The 17,155-nt window shown below is 69.6% G+C and carries 13 protein-coding genes; 5 read left to right on the top strand and 8 right to left on the bottom strand.

From position 1 onward, the window contains the following. Positions 1–25: 25 nt before the first annotated feature. Genes U6958_RS19970 through U6958_RS19960 form a run of 3 tightly spaced genes read left to right on the top strand, consistent with a single transcriptional unit; the run spans position 26 to position 4,744 of the window. On the top strand, positions 26–1,231 hold the full coding sequence (locus tag U6958_RS19970; protein WP_074922811.1) for an efflux RND transporter periplasmic adaptor subunit: 1,206 nt from the start codon (positions 26–28) through the stop codon (positions 1,229–1,231). Further along, positions 1,231–3,243 carry an ABC transporter permease gene (locus U6958_RS19965; protein WP_074922883.1) on the top strand — a complete coding sequence of 671 codons (2,013 nt, stop codon included), beginning with the start codon at positions 1,231–1,233 and terminating at the stop codon, positions 3,241–3,243. Before U6958_RS19970 ends, U6958_RS19965 begins: the two co-directional genes overlap by 1 nt. A 1-nt stretch (position 3,244) precedes the next feature. Continuing rightward, on the top strand, positions 3,245–4,744 hold the full coding sequence (locus tag U6958_RS19960) for an efflux transporter outer membrane subunit (protein WP_404997196.1): 1,500 nt from the start codon (positions 3,245–3,247) through the stop codon (positions 4,742–4,744). Positions 4,745–4,814: 70 nt separating this feature from the next. Here U6958_RS19960 and U6958_RS19955 read toward each other — a convergent pair whose 3' ends face one another. From U6958_RS19955 to U6958_RS19940, 4 genes are all read right to left on the bottom strand, one after another. Continuing rightward, the gene (locus U6958_RS19955; protein ID WP_016446718.1) at positions 4,815–6,089 is read right to left on the bottom strand and encodes an acyl-CoA dehydrogenase family protein; all 1,275 of its coding nucleotides are present in this window, start codon (positions 6,087–6,089) and stop codon (positions 4,815–4,817) included. A 78-nt stretch (positions 6,090–6,167) separates the two neighbouring features. Continuing rightward, a complete protein-coding gene (locus tag U6958_RS19950; protein ID WP_046238236.1) occupies positions 6,168–7,253 on the bottom strand; it encodes a phosphotransferase in 1,086 nt (361 codons plus the stop codon). Between the two features lie 145 nt (positions 7,254–7,398). Then, positions 7,399–8,118 (bottom strand): Crp/Fnr family transcriptional regulator, encoded by a 720-nt coding sequence (locus U6958_RS19945; RefSeq protein ID WP_012205125.1) that lies wholly within the window; start codon positions 8,116–8,118, stop codon positions 7,399–7,401. Between the two features lie 170 nt (positions 8,119–8,288). Then, positions 8,289–9,827: a 3-hydroxyacyl-CoA dehydrogenase gene (locus U6958_RS19940; RefSeq protein ID WP_074922812.1), complete on the bottom strand. Its 1,539-nt coding sequence runs from the start codon at positions 9,825–9,827 to the stop codon at positions 8,289–8,291. 121 nt (positions 9,828–9,948) lie between these two features. On the opposite strand from U6958_RS19940, the gene U6958_RS19935 reads away from it, so the two are divergent. Beyond that, positions 9,949–12,621 carry a FimV family protein gene (locus tag U6958_RS19935; RefSeq protein WP_244160497.1) on the top strand — a complete coding sequence of 891 codons (2,673 nt, stop codon included), beginning with the start codon at positions 9,949–9,951 and terminating at the stop codon, positions 12,619–12,621. A 64-nt stretch (positions 12,622–12,685) separates the two neighbouring features. Here U6958_RS19935 and thiE read toward each other — a convergent pair whose 3' ends face one another. The 4 genes from thiE to U6958_RS19915 all read right to left on the bottom strand — a co-directional run bounded on the left by thiE (position 12,686) and on the right by U6958_RS19915 (position 15,898). After that, entirely contained in the window at positions 12,686–13,609 is a 924-nt protein-coding gene (thiE, locus tag U6958_RS19930; protein ID WP_074922814.1) for a thiamine phosphate synthase, read from the bottom strand. A gap of 11 nt (positions 13,610–13,620) precedes the next feature. After that, positions 13,621–14,430 carry a thiazole synthase gene (locus U6958_RS19925; RefSeq protein WP_074922815.1) on the bottom strand — a complete coding sequence of 270 codons (810 nt, stop codon included), beginning with the start codon at positions 14,428–14,430 and terminating at the stop codon, positions 13,621–13,623. Between the two features lie 32 nt (positions 14,431–14,462). Continuing rightward, positions 14,463–14,660 (bottom strand): sulfur carrier protein ThiS, encoded by a 198-nt coding sequence (gene thiS, locus U6958_RS19920; RefSeq protein ID WP_012205130.1) that lies wholly within the window; start codon positions 14,658–14,660, stop codon positions 14,463–14,465. A gap of 119 nt (positions 14,661–14,779) precedes the next feature. Beyond that, the gene (locus U6958_RS19915; RefSeq protein WP_074922885.1) at positions 14,780–15,898 is read right to left on the bottom strand and encodes an FAD-dependent oxidoreductase; all 1,119 of its coding nucleotides are present in this window, start codon (positions 15,896–15,898) and stop codon (positions 14,780–14,782) included. 354 nt (positions 15,899–16,252) lie between these two features. On the opposite strand from U6958_RS19915, the gene thiD reads away from it, so the two are divergent. Further along, the gene (gene thiD, locus U6958_RS19910; protein ID WP_047219567.1) at positions 16,253–17,134 is read left to right on the top strand and encodes a bifunctional hydroxymethylpyrimidine kinase/phosphomethylpyrimidine kinase; all 882 of its coding nucleotides are present in this window, start codon (positions 16,253–16,255) and stop codon (positions 17,132–17,134) included. Positions 17,135–17,155: the final 21 nt, after the last annotated feature.

Raw genomic sequence — 17,155 nt, 5'->3', positions numbered from 1 at the left:
GGGTGTGTGTGGTCGGGAGGCAAGCATGACGCGCACGCAGCAACGCTGGAAAGCCATCGCCGTGGCGGTGGTCCTGTTGGCGACGGCCGGGGGCGCGGCCGCCTGGTGGTCCAGCCGGCCTGCCGTGGCCTACCAGACCGAGACCGTGGCGCGCACCGATATCGAGTCCACCGTCACGGCCATCGGCACGCTGCAGCCGCGCCGCTATGTGGACGTGGGCGCCCAGGTGTCGGGCCAGGTCACCCGGCTGCGCGTGGAGCCCGGCGCCCAGGTGGAGAAGGGCGCGCTGCTGGTGGAGATCGACCCCAGCGTGCAGCGCGCCACGGTGGATGCGGGGCGTGCCTCGCTGGCGGGCCTGCGCGCCCAGCTGGCCGAGCAGCAGGCGCTGCGCAAGCTGGCCGAGCAGCAGCTCACGCGCCAGCGCCAGCTGGCCCGCGACGGGGCCACGCGCGAGGAAGACCTGCAGACCGCAGAAGCCAACCTGGCCGCAGCCGGCGCCCGCATGGAGCACCTGAAGGCCCAGATCGACCAGACCCAGGCCACGCTCAAGGCCGACGAGGCGCGCCTGGGCTATACGCGCATCTACGCGCCCATGGCCGGTACCGTGGTGTCGGTGGAGGCGCGCGAAGGCCAGACGCTGAACGCCACCTACCAGACGCCCAACATCCTGCGCATTGCCGACCTGTCGGCCATGACGGTGTGGACCGAAGTGTCCGAGGCCGACGTGCGCCGCGTGCGCGACGACATGCCGGTGTACTTCACCACGCTGGGCGGCGCCGACCAGGCCAGGCCCCGGCGCTGGTCCAGCAAGGTGCGCCAGGTGCTGCCTTCGCCCTCTACCAGCCAGGCGCCGGCCGGCGGCAATGCGGGCCAGGCGCCTGCGCCCGCCACCAAGGCCGTGGCCTATACCGTGCTGTTCGATGTGGACAACGAGGACGCCGAGCTGATGCCCCAGATGACGGCCCAGGTGGTCTTCGTCACCGGCCAGGCCGCGCAGGCACTCACCGTGCCGCTGATGGCCGTGGCCGACAAGGCAGAAAAGGCCGAGAAGGCAGGCAGCACGCAGACCGTGCGCGTGCTGGACGCCAAGGGTCAGCCCGAGCAGCGCACCGTGCGCCTGGGCGTGCGCAGCCGCCACCAGGCCGAGGTGCTGGAGGGCCTGCAGGAAGGCGAGCGCGTCATCGTCGGCGAGACGCCTCTGGACCGTGGCCCGCGGTGGCTGCAATGGTGATGGCGCAGGGCATGCAGGCCGGCGCGCCGCTGACCGCACCGTTGATAGAGCTGCGCGGCATCACCAAGCACTACGGCGGCGGCGACAGCGGCCAGCCCGCCGTCACCGTGCTGCACGGCATCGACCTGGAGATTCGCGCGGGCGAGTTCGTGGCCGTGGTGGGCAGCTCGGGCTCGGGCAAGTCCACGCTGATGAACATCCTGGGCTGCCTGGACCGGCCCAGCGAGGGCAGCTACCACTTCCAGGGCCAGGACGTGGCCACGCTGGACTCGGACGCGCTGGCCTGGCTGCGGCGCGAGGCCTTCGGCTTCGTCTTCCAGGGCTACCACCTGATCGCCAGCGAAAGCGCCAGCGAGAACGTGGAAATGCCCGCCATCTACGCGGGCCTGCCCAAGGAAGAGCGCGTGCGGCGCGCCCGTGCGCTGCTGGAGCGCCTGGGCCTGGGCTCGCGCCTGGGCAACCGGCCCAACCAGCTGTCGGGCGGGCAGCAGCAGCGCGTGTCGATTGCGCGCGCGCTGATGAACGGCGGCCAGATCATCCTGGCCGACGAGCCCACGGGCGCGCTGGACTCGCACAGCGGCGCCGAGGTCATGGCCCTGCTGCGCGAGCTGGCCGACGCGGGCCACACCATCATCCTCATCACCCACGACCGCGCGGTGGCCTCCCAGGCGCGCCGCGTGATCGAGATCAGCGACGGCCGCATCACCAGCGACAGCCGGCGCGACGATGCAGCCAAGGCGGTGAATGCGGCAAATGCGGCGAATGCGGGCGCCGCTGCCCTGCCGCTCACGCCGCAGCGCGGCAGCGCCGGTGCGCCCTGGCTGGCCGAACTGTTCGAGGCCGCGCGCAGCGCCTGGCGCGGCATGCGCATGAACCGCGTGCGCACCAGCCTGACCTTGCTGGGCATCGTCATCGGCGTGGCCTCGGTCATCGTGATGCTGGCCATTGGCGAGGGCGCGCGGCGCAAGGTGGTCGAGCAGATGGGGACCATGGGAACGGCCATCCTCTACATGGGCAGCAAGCCGCCGGCCACGGGCGGGCCGGCCGGGCAGATGACCGAGGAAGACCTGGCCGCCGTGCGTGAACTGCCCGAGATACGGCGCGTCATGCCCGTGATCGGCGACCCCATCACCGTGCGCTACGGCAAGGCCGACAAGCAGATCTACGTGTTCGCGGCCAGCGAGGAGATGCCCCTGGTGCACCACTGGAAGGTGGCCCAGGGCCGCTACTACACCGAGGCCGAGGACCGCGACCTGGCGCCCCTGGTGGTCCTGGGCCACAAGGCGCACCAGCATTTCTTCCCCGACACGCCCAACCCGCTGGGGCGCCAGCTGATCATCGGTACATCGGCCTTCGAGGTCATCGGCGTGATGAGCGAGCGCGGCGCGGACTCGGGCGCGCAGAACTATGACGACATGGTCTTCATTCCCTACCGCTCGGGCCGGGCGCGCGTCTACCAGTCGCAGACCCAGCCCGACTATGTGGTGATCGAGGCCATGTCCTCCGACGTGGTGCACGAGGCGGAGGAGGCCATGCGCAAGCTGCTGCTGGCGCGCCACGGCGGGCGCGAGGACTTCGGCATCGGCAACGCGGCCGCGCGCATCCAGGCCGAGGCGGCCACGCGCCAGAGCATGGCGGTGATGCTGGGCCTGATTGCCGCCGTCTCCCTGGTGGTGGGCGGTATCGGCGTGATGAACGTGATGCTGATGACGGTGCGCGAGCGCACGCGCGAGATCGGCATCCGCATGGCCACGGGCGCGCGCCAGCGCGACATCCTGCGCCAGTTCCTGACCGAGGCCAGCCTGGTCACCTTCGTGGGCGGCACGGTGGGCCTGCTGGCCGGGCTGGCCGTGGGCGTGGTGCTCATCGTGGCGGGCGTGCCCGTGGTGTTTTCGGTGCGCGCCATGCTGGGCGCCTTTGCCTGCGCCGTGGTGACGGGCCTGGTGTTCGGCTACATGCCGGCCAAGACGGCGGCGCGGCTGGACCCGGTGCGCGCGCTGGCGGGAGAGTGAGATGAAAGACATGAACGACAAGACGATGCCGACGCGCCGGGCGCCGATGCGCCGGGCGCCGATGCGCCGGGCGCCGGCGCGCCTGGGCTGCATGGCCCTGGCCCTGGCTGCGCTGGGCGGCTGCGCCGCGCAGCAGACGGTGCCGGACAGGACAGCGCCTGCGCTGGCCGCTTCGTGGAAGCAGCAGGGCGAAGCCGTCCCTGCCTCCGTCTCAACCCAGTGGTGGCAGGCCTTTGGCAGTGCGGAGCTGGGCGGCATGGTGCAGGCCGCCCAGGACCAGAGCCTGGACATGGCTGCCGCCATGGCCCGCGTGCGCCAGGCCGAGGCGGCCACGCGCCAGGCAGGCGCGGCGCTGCTGCCGTCGCTCAATGGCGAGCTGCGTGCCCAGCGCATGAACCATGCACAGGCGGCGGGCGGGCAGGCCAGCGTCTACGGCGCTGCGCTGACGGCCTCGTATGAGGTGGACTTCTGGGGCCGCAACCGCGCCACGCGCGATGCGGCGGCGGCGGCCTGGCAGGCCAGCCGGTTTGACCAGGACACGGTGCGCCTCACGGTCACCGCCCAGGTGGCCCATGGCTGGCTGCAGGCCGTGGCGCTGCGCGAGCGCCAGGCCATTGCGGCGCGCAACGTGGCCAATGCCGAGCGGCTGCTGGGCCTGGTGGAGTCCCGCGCGCGCGCAGGCGCCGCCACCCAGCTGGAGTTGGCCCAGCAGCGCGGCCTGGTGGCCAGCCAGCGCCAGGCCCTGGCCACGCTGCGCCGCCAGGGCGAGGATGCCGATGCCACGCTGGCCGTGCTGCTGGGCCAGGCCCGCCGCCCCGCGCTGGCCACGGATTCGCTGCAGGCCCTGCAGCTGCCCGAGATCGGCGCAGGCCTGCCCACGCAGCTGCTGCAGCGCCGGCCTGACATTGCCAGTGCTGAGGCGCAACTGACCGCCGCCAGCGCCAACCTGCAGGCCGCCCGCGTAGCGCTGTGGCCCCGGCTGACCCTTACGGGCAGTGCAGGCACCAGCGCTGGGCGCGCCAGCGACTGGCTGCGCGAGCCCGTGTATTCGCTGCTGGCTGGCCTCGCCGGCCCCATCTTCGACGGCGGCCGGCTGGCGGCCGAGCGCGATGGCGCCCAGGCCCGGCGCGAGGAGCTGCTGGCCGGCTATTACAAGTCCATCGTCGCGGCCTATGGCGATGTGGACCTGGCGCTCAACGCCGTCCACGGCCTGAAGGCCCAGGCCGAGGCCCAGGCCGAGGTGCTGGCCCAGGCCCGCCAGGCCGTGTCGCTGGCCGAGCTGCGCTACAAGGCCGGGGCGGAAAGCCTGCTGTCCCTGCTGCAGGCCCAGACCACGCTGTACGCGGCCCAGGACGAGGCCGTGCTGCAGCGCCTGCTGCAGCTGCAGGCGCGCGTGGCGCTGTACCGCGCGCTGGGCGGGGGGTGGGAGGCGCCTGCCATGGGCGCTGAAATGCCGGAAAGGCAGGCACAAAAAAGCCAGGGGGCATTGCCACCTGGCTGAGAGGGAAGGGCCAGGGCCGCCACCCGGTCCTGCCGGGTGTGCGGCCTGAGACCTCAGGCTTGAAGCCTGCTCAGCTGCCGCGCGTGATGGGCACGCCGGCATCCTTGCCGTAGGCGCCGTACTTGCCCAGCTCCCACTTGGCGATGGCGTTGCGGTGCACTTCGTCCGGGCCGTCGGCAAAGCGCAGCGTGCGCGCGTGGGCGTAGGCGCTGGCCAGCGGGAAGTCGTCGCTCATGCCGCCGCCGCCGTGCACCTGCATGGCCCAGTCGATGACCTGGCAGGCCATGCTGGGGGCCACGACCTTGATCATGGCGATCTCGCTGCGTGCCACCTTGTTGCCGGCGATGTCCATCAGCCAGGCGGCCTTGAGCGTGAGCAGGCGCGCCATGTCGATGCGGCAGCGTGCCTCGGCGATGCGTTCCTGCGTCACGGTCTGCTGGGCCACGCTCTTGCCGAAGGCGATGCGCGAGCTGGCGCGCTTGCACATCAGCTCCAGCGCGCGCTCGGCCAGGCCGATCAGGCGCATGCAGTGGTGGATGCGGCCGGGGCCAAGGCGGCCCTGGGCGATCTCGAAGCCACGGCCCTCGCCCAGCAGGATGTTGCCCACGGGCACGCGCACGTTCTCGAAGTACATCTCCATGTGGCCGTGCGGCGCATCGTCATAGCCCATGACGTTGAGCGGACGCACGATGCGGATGCCGGGCGCGTCGCCGGGCACGATGATCATGCTTTGCTGCGAGTGCTTGGGCGCGTCGGGGTCGGTCTTGCCCATGGTGATGAAGACCTGGCAGCGCGGATCGCCGGCACCCGAGATCCACCACTTGTGGCCGTTGATCACGTACTCGTCGCCCTGGCGCTCGATGCGCGTGCAGATGTTGGTGGCGTCGGAGGAGGCCACCTCGGGCTCGGTCATGGCGAAGGCCGAGCGGATCTTGCCGTCCAGCAGCGGCTTGAGCCAGCGCTCCTTGAGTTCGGTGCTGCCGTAGCGCGCAATGGTCTCCATGTTGCCGGTGTCGGGCGCCGAGCAGTTGAACACCTCGCTGGACCATGGCACGCGGCCCATGATTTCGGCCAGCGGCGCGTATTCCTGGTTGGTCAGGCCGCCGCCCTTGTAGCCTGCGGCCTCGGCGCTGTCCACGGGCAGGAACAGGTTCCACAGGCCTTGCTCCCGGGCCTTGACCTTGAGCTTCTCGATGGTCTGCAGCGGCGTCCAGCGCTTGCCTGCGGCGGTGTTGGCTTCCATCTCGGCGGCATAGTCCTTTTCGCCGGGATAGATGTGCTCGTCCATGAACTTCAGCAGGCGTTCCTGCAGGTCCTTGGTCTTGGGCGAATATTCAAAGTCCATGGATGCGCTCCTTCTCTTGGCTTGTCGCTTGTGGTGGAAACGGGGTGATCGGTGAGTGATGGGGGCGGTCTGGATGGCTCAGCTGCGCTGGGCGAAGGACCAGGCCAGCTCGGCCATGGGCCGGGCGGTGTCGCCCGAGGCCTTGGCCTGGGCGCTGGAGGCCGTGCCGGCCTCCACGCGCTTGGCGATGCCCTGCAGGATGGCCGCGATGCGGAACATGTTGTAGGCCATGTAGAAGTTCCAGTCGGCGCGCAGCGTGTCCACGTCCTTGAGGCCCGTGCGCTCGCAGTAGCGGCGGATGTATTCCTCTTCGCCCGGAATGCCCAGGGCCGCCAGGTCCTTGCCTGCGATGCCCCGGCCCAGCGTGGCCGGGATGTGCCAGCTCATGCAGTGGTAGCTGAAGTCGGCCAGCGGGTGGCCCAGGGTGGACAGCTCCCAGTCCAGCACGGCGATGACGCGCGGCTCGGTGGGGTGGAACATCAGGTTGTCCAGGCGGAAGTCGCCGTGCACGATGGACACGCGCGAGGCATCCAGCGCGCTGGCCGGCATGTGGGCGGGCAGCCACTGCATGAGCTGGTCCATCTCGGGGATGGGCTGGGTGACCGAGGCCACGTACTGCTTGCTCCAGCGGCCGATCTGGCGCTCGAAGTAGTTGCCGCTCTTGCCGTAGTCGGCCAGGCCCTGGGCAGCGAAGTCCACGGTGTGCAGGGCCGAGATCACGCGGTTCATCTCGTCGTAGATGGTGGCGCGCTGGGCCGGCTCCATGCCGGGCAGGGACTGGTCCCAGAGCACGCGGCCTTCCATGCATTCCATGATGTAGAAGGCGCGGCCGATGATGGACTCGTCCTCGCACAGCGCATACATGTGGGGCACGGGCACGTCGGTGCCGGCCAGGCCCTTCATCACGCGGAACTCGCGCTCGATGGCATGGGCCGAGGGCAGCAGCTTGGCCACGGGGCCGGGCTTGGAGCGCATCACGTAGCTGCGTCCCGGGGTGATCAGCTTGTAGGTGGGGTTGGACTGGCCGCCCTTGAACATCTCCACCTGCAGCGGGCCGGCAAAGCCCTGCACATGGCCCTGCATCCAGGCGGTGAGCGCGGGCACGTCGAATGCGTGCTGGTCGGAGACGGCGCGTGTGCCTACGAAATGGTCGAAAGTGCTCATGGGGCAGTCAGTCCTGTGATCGGTTCGAGAATCGGTTCAACAAACGGGAACAGCCGCGCAGCACGGGCGCGGCAAGGCACCGGCCGGCGCGAACGTCCGGTCGGTGCAAGAAAAGGGGAGGGGGCGCGGCGCGGGCCGCGCAGGTTCAGGCGTCGGGCGCGGCGATGCGCAGCAGCGTGTCGCGGTCGCAGACCACCAGGCCGCCCGGCTCGATGCGGATGGCGTTCTCGCGCTCCATGGCCTTGAGTTCCTGGTTCACGCGCTGGCGCGAGGCGCCCAGCAACTGCGCCAGTTCCTCCTGCGCCAGGTGCAGGCCGATGCGGATCTCGCTGCCATCCGACAGGCTGGTCACGCCATAGCTGCGCACCAGGTGCAGCAGCTGCTTGGCCAGGCGCGCGCGCAGCGGCAGGGTGTTGAGGTCCTCGACCAGGCCGTAGAGCTGGCGGATGCGCCGCGCATGCAGGCGCAGCATGGCTTCCGAGAACTCCACATGCATGGACAGGATTTTCTTGAAGTCGGTCTTGGACACGCACAGCAGCGTGGTCTCGCCGTGCGCATAGGCATCGTGCGTGCGCTTGTCCCCGTCCAGGATGGCCACGTCGCCGAACCAGATGCCCGGCTCCACGTAGTCCAGCGTGATCTGCTTGCCCGTGATCGAGGTCGAGCTCACGCGCACCGCACCCCGGGCGCAGGCGATCCATTCCTCGGGCGGTTCTCCGCGTGCGCAGATGAGCGTGCCATCTTTGAACCGTTTGACGTAAGCGCATCGAAGAATGTCGTGCCGAAGCGATGGAGAAAGTGATGAAAACCAGCGACCGGAATTGATCGCTTCACGTTCTTCGATGGTAAGAATCGGGTCGTCCATGGCCTGTCTTTTGCGTGACTGATGACGGTCACATTGTCGCGTGTGGGACCGCCGCGGCGCAGCATGCCGCCGGCGCGCCTGTCACTTCGGTGTCTGGGCCTGCCGAAAACGGGGCAGGGCGGCGAAAAAAAGGCGACCCGTCGTGCGTCGGGTCGCCGGCTTTGCAGGGCTTATGGCTCCTCGTGCGTGAGGCTCAGCCCCAGCGCGCCACGGCGGCGCAGCCAGGGGCTGGGGCGGTAGCGCGGATCGCCGTAGACGGTCTGCAGGTTGAACAGGACCTCCAGCATGTTGGTGGGCCCCCAGCGGTCGCCCATGGCCAGCGGGCCCATGGGATAGCCCAGGCCCAGGGTCACGGCCTTTTCCAGGTCGGCCGGGCTGCCGATGCCCTGCTGGCAGATGTCGCTGGCGATGTTGACGATGGAGCCCACCACGCGCTGCGTGACGAAGCCGCCGCTGTCGCGGATCACGCTCACGGCCTTGCCGTCGCTCGCAAAAAGCGCATGGGCGGCGTCGCGCATGTCGGTGCGCGTGGCCGGCGTGGTGGCCAGCACGCGGCGGCGCGTGTCGGCGTCGGCGATCAGCATGTCGATGCCCATGGTGCGCGTGCAGTCCAGCCGCTCCACGGCAGCCACCGTGGTCACGTCCAGGCCCAGCGGCGCCACCAGGATCAAGGCCTGCTCGGTCGGTGCCTGCGCGGTTTCAATGCGTGCGCCCAGGCTCTTGAGCAACTGGTAGATCTCGTTGCGCCGGGCCGCGCGTGCCGACACCCAGACCGGTGGCAGCGTCTGCACCTGCGGCACGGCAGGCTCGGCAGGCTGCTCGGCGCGGCCTTCGGCATAGCGGTAAAAGCCCTGGCCGGTCTTGCGGCCCAGCAGGCCGGCCGCCACGCGCTGCGCGGCAATGGGGCTGGGGCGGTAGCGCGGCTCCTGGTAGTACTGGTGGTAGATGTGCTCCATCACGGCATGGGTGACATCCAGGCCGGTGAGATCCATCAGCTCGAACGGGCCGAGCTTGAAGCCCACCTGCTCGCGCAGGATGCGGTCGATGGTGGCGAAGTCGGCAATGCCTTCCTGCACGATGCGCAGCGCCTCGGTCACATAGCTGCGGCCCAGGTGGTTGACCAGAAAGCCCGGCGTGTCCTGCGCGCGCACGGGCGTGTGGCCGAAGCTGCGCGCGAACTGCGCCAGCGTGGCGCAGGTGGCCTCGTCCGTGGCCAGGCCGCGCACGATCTCCACCACCTTCATCAGCGGCGCCGGGTTGAAGAAGTGAAAGCCGGCAAAGCGCTGCGGGTGCTCGAGCGCCGTGGCCAGCGTGGTGATGGACAGGGCCGAGGTATTGCTGGCGATGAGGGTCCCGGGCGCAACGATGGCCTCCAGCTCGCGCAGCAGCGCCTGCTTGGCATCCATGCGCTCGACGATGGCCTCGATCACCAGGTCGCAGTTCCTGAACGCATCGAGACCGTCCGCCACCGTCACCCGGGCCTTGCAATCTGCGGCCTGCTCACTTGTTATTTTTTGTTTCTTCTCAAGCAGGTCCCACAGCGCAAACAGCTGTTGCTGCGCTTGCGCGGCGGCGCCCGGGCGAGCGTCCTGCAGCAGCACGCCGGCGCCTGCCTGGGCGGCCAGCTGGGCAATGCCTTGCCCCATGATGCCTGCGCCTATCAATCCGACGTTCCTGATAGGAGAAATGTTGTTTTGGATCATGTACATAGAGGAGGTGTCCTACAGGTGTCTATGCAAAAATGCAAGCGTTCAAAGAAAGGCTGATGTGAGAATTTGTAGCACCATTCTCGGCGTCGCCCTGTCCTCCATGGCCTGGAACGCGTCCGCATTGTCGTTGGGCAGTCCCCGGGGCAACGTGGTGCTGGGCGCTCCGTTCGACCTGGTGGTGGGCTTGCAGCCCGATAGCGGAAATGACGCCGGCAGCTCCTGCGTGCGCGCCGAGCTTCTGGCCGGTGACAGGCCCATCGAATCCTCGCGTGTGCGCGTCAGCCCGACCACATCGGGCAAGGCCGTTCGTGTGCAGGCCAGCTACACAGTGGACGAGCCTGTGGTGACGCTCAAGCTCTGGGCCGGCTGCGAAGGCGGCGGCATCAGCCGCAGCTACACGCTGTTGGCGCAGCTGCCCGAGTCGGTGGATGCCACGGGCAATCAGCCCATCAATGTGCGGGAGCTGGCGGCAGCCCAGCCGGCGCTGGCGGCTGCGGGCTCCGGTGCTGCAGGTGCAGCGGGGGCAGCGGGTGCTGCTTCCGACCCATCTTCGACTTCCTCCCGCCCGGCCGCTGGCCGCAGCGCCCGGGCCGATTCCAGGTCCGCAGCGGTGCCCGTTGCCAAGGAACCGAAACCCCAGTCCAAGCCAAAGACACAGCCAAGGCCCCAGGCCAAACCCAAGGCGGCGGCCGAGAAATCCAGGCCGCCCGTGGGCGTGACCGCCCAGGCCCAGGCCGGGCAGTTGCAGGCGGGCCTGCGCATAGAACCGCGCCTGCGCATGGAGCCGGTGGAGGAATGGCTGGGCACGGGCGGCACCCCGGGCGCCGCTGGCGCAGCCGGAACACCCGGGACACCCGAAGGCGGCGCCGCATCTGCGGCTCCCATGTTCGATGCGGGCAGCGAGCAGCTGGCCGAGGCCAACAAGCGCGTGCAGGCGCTGGAGGCCGAAATGGCGGCCTTCAAGAAGCGCGACACCGCCGACCGTGGGCAACTGGCCCAGCTACGGGCCGAACTGGAGGCCATGCGCCAGGAGTCGGGCGGCTCGTCGTGGCTGTTCAATGCGCTGCTGCTGGCGCTGATCGCCGCCGTGGCCGTGATCGCATGGATGGCCTGGAAAATGCGCTCGGGCGCCTCGCTGTTCTCGCGCGAGCCGGATGCCTGGCGGGAATCGGTGGAGCGTTCGTCGCAGGACCCCGTGCCGTCGAGCCCGCCGCATTCGCACGATGACGGGATCAACACCCTGCCGCATTCCCTGGACCCCCATCGGCCCACGCGGCCCATGGCACCCAGCCTGCGTGAACACCGGCCTGCGCCGTCGCCGGATGATCGCCGTGGCCCGGATACGCTGGCCTCGCCCTATGTGCAGCGCGGCGCGCAGATGCGCCCTGGCGTGACGTACGAGCTGCATGAGGACGTGGACCCCGGCGATTTCGGCCCGGCCACCATTCCCGTGCCTGTGTCCGTGCAGGCCGAGCTGCCCGAGCCGGAGGGCGAGAAGACCGCAGCGCGCTCGCCTGCGCCCGAGGCCATCAAGGCCCGGCGCATGGTGCAGCCCGGCGAAATGTTCGACGTGCAGCAGCAGGCGGAATTCTTCATCTCGGTGGGCGAGCACCAGCAGGCCATCGAGCTGCTGCGCTCGCACATCGCCACGCATGAGGATTCCTCGCCGCTGGCCTATCTGGAGCTGCTGCACCTGTACTACACGCTGAGCCGCCGAGACGACTTCGACCAGCTGCGCGCCCGCTTTGCCAAGCATTTCAACGCCCGCGTGCCGGCCATGCCGGGCTTCACCGACAAGGGCAGCAGCCTGCTGCAGGGCTATCCCGAGCAGCTGGCACGCATCGAGGCGCTGTGGCCTGTGGACGAGGTCGAGGACTGCCTGGCGCACTACCTGTTCAAGCAGGACGGTGCACCCGACCCCGATGCGCCTGCCCCCTTCGACCTGGCCGCTTTCGATGACCTGCTGCTGCTGCTGTCCATCGCGCGCACCTCGCCCGCCGGAACGCGCGGCGAGCCCGGCCCGCGCGAGCGCACCACGCCGCGCATGGTGGCGGGCACGGCCGCAGCCGGCGCAGCCACGGCCGGCGCAGCCGTCCTCGCATCGGCCGCGGAACCCGCTCCTGCACCGGCCGCCGCTGCCGCCTTCATGGATGTGGATTGGATGGCCGAGCTGCAACCGCCTCCGGTAGAGGCCGCACCGCAGCAGGCTGCCTCTTCCCTGGCGCCGCAGGATCCGGGCCTGGAGTTCACGCCCATGGACACGCAGGCGCTGTCCACGGTCTCCGGTACAGCCGGTGAGAAGGCTGCCGACAGCCGCGCGCCGGACTCCCTGTCCGCGCCGCTGCAGTTTGAAATGCAGCCGCTGGACTTCGACCTGGATCAGGCAGGCCAGCTGCCTGCCGGCCAGGTGCGTGCCGTTCCGCTGAGCGAGACGCCGTCCTTCATCCACGATGCGGCGGCACCGCTGCTGGACATAGACCTCACCGCGCTGGGCGAGGATGAACTGCCCACGGTGGACGTGCCTTCGCGCTTTCCGCCCGTGGTGCTGTCGGCGCCCGGCTCAGGCCCCGTGGGCTTCAGCGAGCACAATCTCAAGGCTCCGCTGAGCATGGATCTGGCGCTGGAGAACTGGGAACTGCAACCGCCCGAAACCCTTCGCGATCACCGCGGCCTGGACGAGCCCTTGAGCCGCTCGGTGGACATGCTGCTGTCGCGCGAGACCGACCCGGCCTTTCGGACCACGCCACAGGCTCCGTCGCCGCAGGGTGACGGCAAGGAGCCGTCCAAGGACTGAGCCAGGTGCACATGCAAAAAAGGGAGCAGATGCTCCCTTTTTTGATGTGTGGTCCCGCAAAGGATCAGTTCGCAGCCTGCATGCTGGCAAGCAACTGCTGCGCCGCCGCTTCCGGGTCCTCGGCATTGACCAGTGCCCGCACCACGGCCACCGAGCCCACGCCCGTGGCGCGCACGGCCGGGAATTGGTCGGCCGAGATGCCGCCGATGGCCACCAGCGGATAGCGCTGCATCAGGCGCACATAGGCGCCCAGGCGCGCCAGGCCCTGCGGAGCCGTGGCCATTTTCTTGAGCGTGGTGGGAAAGACGGCGCCCAGCGCGATGTAGCTGGGCTGCACGGCATGGGCGCGCACCATTTCGGCATAGCCATGCGTGCTCACGCCCAGGCGCAGGCCCGAGGCGTGGATGGCCTGCAAGTCGGCGCCGGCCAGCGCGTCCAGGTCCTCCTGGCCCACATGCACGCCATAGGCGCCGGCATCGATGGCCTCGCGCCAGTGGTCGTTGATGAAGAGCAGGGCGCCCGTACCTTCCACGGCGGCCACGGCGGCGCGCACTTCGCGCGCGATGGCGTCGCGGTCCTCGGACTTGAAGCGCAATTGCACGGTGGGCACACCGGCGCGGGCCATGCGGCCCACCCATTGCGCGTCGGGCAGCACGCCGTACAGGCCCAGGGACCTTGGGCACTCCGGGAAGGCCAGTGCGGGATCGGCGCCCTCCAGGCCGAAGTCGCGCGGATCGTCGGGCCATAGCGTGGCCTCGAAGCGGCCCCTGCGCAGCGTCTGCGCCTGCCAGGCACAGGCCAGCGTCTCGGCGTCGATGGCGATGAAACCCAGGGCGCTGCAGGCCTGCAGCGCCGCAATATAGGCCGGCTCCTGGCGCTGTGCCTGCGGCACGGGCTGCGAGGGCAGGGCGGAGCCTTCAGGGGCAAAGGTGGCGCCGTGCAGGCGCACGATGGCATCTGCCCAGGACTGGATGGAGTCGTTGCTCATGGCCGGTCTCCTCAGCCGTGGTGCCAGAACGGCGTGCCCAGCACGGGCGTGCTGGGCTGGGCGGCCGATTGCTCGGCCATGGCGCCGGCGCGGAGGGCGGCGTGGCCGGCGTTCACGGCGTCGGCGAAGGCGCCGGCCATGGCGACGGGATCTTCGGACAAGGCCACGGCCGTGTTCAGCAGCACGGCGTCATAGCCCCATTCCATGACCTGGCAGGCGTGCGAGGGGCGGCCCAGGCCCGCATCCACGATCAGCGGCACCTTCAGGCGCTCGCGCAGCGTCTGCATGGCATAGGGGTTGACGGGGCCGCGGCCCGTGCCGATGGGCGCTGCCCAGGGCATGACGGCCTGGCAGCCCACATCCACCAGGCGCTGGCACAGCACCAGGTCCTCGGTGGTGTAGGGCAGGACCTGGAAGCCGTCCTTGATGAGGATGGAGGCGGCCTCGACCAGGTTCAGCGTGTCGGGTTGCAGGGTGTAGTCGTCGCCGATCAGCTCCAGCTTGATCCAGGGGGTCTCGAAGACTTCGCGTGCCATCTGGGCCGTGGTCACGGCTTCCTGCACGGTCATGCAGCCGGCCGTGTTGGGCAGCACGGGCACGGCCAGCTTCTTGAGCAATTCCCAGAAGCTGGCACCGGTCTCGGCGGCATTGCTGCCCTGGCGGCGCAGCGAGGCCGTGACCATGGCGGGGCGGGCACGCTGCACGGCAGCTTCCAGCACGGCGGGCGAGGGGTAGCGGGAGGTGCCCAGCAGCAGGCGGCTGTCAAAGCGCTGGCCGTACAGGACCAAGCTGTCGTCGGAGGAAGGGGCGGAAGTCGTCATGGCGTGAGGCAATGGGAGAGTCGGATGGGGCATCAGCCGCCGGTCACCGGCGAGATCACTTCGAGGCGGTCGCCGTCGTTCAGCGCCTGTTCGGCATAGCGGGCCTTGGGCACGAAGACGGTGTTGATGGCCACGGCAAAGGGCGGGCGCGGCGCAAGCTGGGCCAGCGCGTCGGCCACGGTGGCTCCGTCGCTCAGTTCGGTCGCTTGCTGGTTGATGGTGATGTTCATGGCGGCTGAGGGGAAACGAAAGGCGGGTACGGGGGCTTGTTCGATCTTAGGCAGGGCCGGTCTTGTCGGCCCTGCATGCATGTCCGGTCTGTTGTGCGTGAAAGTGCCGTGCGTGCCGTTCAGGCGGCTGCCTTGTGCTGCGATGGCGCATGCTCGACGGCAACATCGAAGCGGCGGGCCAGTTCGGAATCACCGCTGTCGAGCAGCTCCAGCACCACGTCCAGCATGGCCGGCGCGATCATGAAGCCATGGCGGTACAGGCCGTTGACCTCCATCACGCGCGGCGCGCTCCAGCGCACGGCCGGCAGATTGTCGGGCAGGGTGGGGCGGCACTGGGTGGCGATCTCGACGATGCGGCCCTCGGCAAAACCCGGATGCACGGTGTAGGCGGCACTCAGCAGCTCCAGCGTGGAGCGCACGCTGGCCGGCGACATGTCGTCGGACTCGATCTCGGTGGCGCCGATGACGAAGAGGTGGTCCTCCTTGGGCGCAATGTAGATCGGGTAGCGCGGATGGATCAGGCGCGTGGGCCGCTGCAGCGTGACCTCGGGCGCATGGATGCGCACCACCTCGCCGCGCACGCCGCGCAGCGCAGGCCACTGGCCGCGTGCGCCCAGGCCCCGGCAGTCCAGCACCCAGTCGGGCTGGCCCGGCGTGCCGGGACGGAAGTCGGCCAGCTCGCGCGGCTGGTTCCAGTGCTGCTCCACGCCCAGGCGGGTCAGCGTGGCGTGGAGCGCGGCCAGCAGCTGGCGGTTGTCCAGCTGGCCTTCGCCCTGCAGGTACATGGCCTGGGCAAAGCGCCGCTCAAGCGCGGGCTCGCAGTCGTGCAGGGCCTGGTCGGCCAGCGGCTGCAGCGCGGGAAGGCTGGGGTTGATGCGGCGGTTTTTCTCCAGCAGGCCGAAAAAGCGCTGGGCATCGCCCGCGTCCTGGCGGTGCCAGAGGATGAGGGTGCCGTTTTGCTGGAAGAACACGGGCGCATCGAGCTGGGCCAGCAGTTCGGGCCAGCGCGTCAGGCCGTGCTGGCCCATGCGCACCACGCCGGGCTCGGTGATGGCCGATTCGGCCAGGGGCGCGAGCATGGCGGCGGCCACGCGGGCCGCTGCGCCATCGCCTTCGGGGCCGTGGGCGTCATATACGGCAATGCCGTGGCCGCGACGGGCCAGCGCCAATGCCAGCAGCCGGCCCATGAGGCCGCCGCCCAGAATGGCGATGCGGGAAGAAGCTTGTAGAACGGACATGTGCATCTGGTGGTCAAGTGCGCCCATGCCCGTGGGACTGCCGGCCGGCTGTCCGCGCACAGGGCATGTGCTGGACAAAACGCGGCGTACCACCCCGATTGATTGAAACTCCCCACGCCAGCATGACCTGGATCGGGTGCAGGGGCGCTGCGCGGCAAGGTGCCTGTGGTGCAGGCTTGTGCGGCAGGGGGCTGGTCGCCCCGGGGCCCCAGGGTGTTTCTCAGTCACGCATCGGTGAGGCGGGCCAGGCCCTGTTTCACCGACGGGACACCCCTGTTTCGTCCGTCAGCAGGCATTACAGCACATCCCGCAGCTGCCGGTATTGACCATGCGCATGGGTGATAATTTTCGCCCATGACTGCCGACCACTCCCCTTCGACCGCCGCATCCACCGAACCGGCTCCCGCCGCGCGCAAGCGCTATGCACGCGTGCTCATCATCGCGGGCTCCGACAGCGGCGGCGGCGCCGGCATACAGGCCGACCTCAAGACCTGCAGCGCCCTGGGCTGCTACGGCATGACGGCCATCACGGCCATCACCGTGCAGAACACGCTGGGCGTCAGCGGCATCCACGGCATTCCCGTGGACATACTGCGCGGCCAGATCGATGCGGTGGTCGAGGACATCGGCGCCGACGCCGTCAAGATCGGCATGCTGGCCACGCCCGAGGTGGTGCAGGTGGTGGCCGATGCCATCCGCCGCCACCAGCTGCGCAACGTGGTGCTCGACCCCGTGATGGTGGCCACCAGCGGCGACCGGCTGATCGCGCCGGAAACCGCCTCCGTGCTGGTGCGCGAACTGTTCCCCCTGGCCACCGTGGTCACGCCCAATCTGGACGAGGCGGCGCTGCTGCTGGGCCACTCCATTGATGGCATAGACGCACTGGACGGCGCCGTGCAGGAACTGCTGGCGCTGGGCGCGCCGGCCGCATTGCTCAAGGGCGGGCATCTGTCCGGCGATCTGGTGGTAGACCTGCTGGGCCATGGCAACGGCCAGCGGCTGCGCCTGCAGTCGCAGCGCATTGCCACGCACAACGGCCATGGCACGGGCTGCACGCTGTCTTCGGCGATTGCCTCGCACCTGGCGCTGGGCCTGCCGCTGGAGGCGGCCGTGGCCCAGGCGCGCGAGTACATCCTGGGCGCGATTGCGGCCGGTGCCGATGTGTTCACGGGCGCCGGCCACGGTCCGCTGAACCACGGCTATGCGCCGCGCGCGCAGGTCGTGGTCAACGGCTGAACGTTCGGCGCAGCGCCTGGT

Origin of the sequence: Delftia lacustris, assembly GCF_040267515.1 — a bacterium.
Lineage (GTDB): Bacteria > Pseudomonadota > Gammaproteobacteria > Burkholderiales > Burkholderiaceae_C > Comamonas > Comamonas tsuruhatensis.
The sequence above is the reverse complement of the archived record's forward strand: the minus strand, read 5'-3'. Positions and strand labels throughout refer to the sequence as shown.

Bases quoted from the DNA above. Each gene is read 5' to 3' on its own strand.
- U6958_RS19915 (WP_074922885.1), bottom strand. From the start codon at position 15,898: ATGTCCGTTCTACAAGCTTCTTCCCGCATCGCCATTCTGGGCGGCGGC.
- U6958_RS19950 (WP_046238236.1), bottom strand. From the start codon at position 7,253: ATGAGCACTTTCGACCATTTCGTAGGCACACGCGCCGTCTCCGACCAG.
- U6958_RS19940 (WP_074922812.1), bottom strand. From the start codon at position 9,827: ATGTACATGATCCAAAACAACATTTCTCCTATCAGGAACGTCGGATTG.
- U6958_RS19965 (WP_074922883.1), top strand. From the start codon at position 1,231: ATGGCGCAGGGCATGCAGGCCGGCGCGCCGCTGACCGCACCGTTGATA.
- U6958_RS19945 (WP_012205125.1), bottom strand. From the start codon at position 8,118: ATGGACGACCCGATTCTTACCATCGAAGAACGTGAAGCGATCAATTCC.
- U6958_RS19925 (WP_074922815.1), bottom strand. From the start codon at position 14,430: ATGACGACTTCCGCCCCTTCCTCCGACGACAGCTTGGTCCTGTACGGC.
- thiD (WP_047219567.1), top strand. From the start codon at position 16,253: ATGACTGCCGACCACTCCCCTTCGACCGCCGCATCCACCGAACCGGCT.
- U6958_RS19970 (WP_074922811.1), top strand. From the start codon at position 26: ATGACGCGCACGCAGCAACGCTGGAAAGCCATCGCCGTGGCGGTGGTC.
- thiS (WP_012205130.1), bottom strand. From the start codon at position 14,660: ATGAACATCACCATCAACCAGCAAGCGACCGAACTGAGCGACGGAGCC.
- U6958_RS19955 (WP_016446718.1), bottom strand. From the start codon at position 6,089: ATGGACTTTGAATATTCGCCCAAGACCAAGGACCTGCAGGAACGCCTG.
- U6958_RS19960 (WP_404997196.1), top strand. From the start codon at position 3,245: ATGAAAGACATGAACGACAAGACGATGCCGACGCGCCGGGCGCCGATG.
- thiE (WP_074922814.1), bottom strand. From the start codon at position 13,609: ATGAGCAACGACTCCATCCAGTCCTGGGCAGATGCCATCGTGCGCCTG.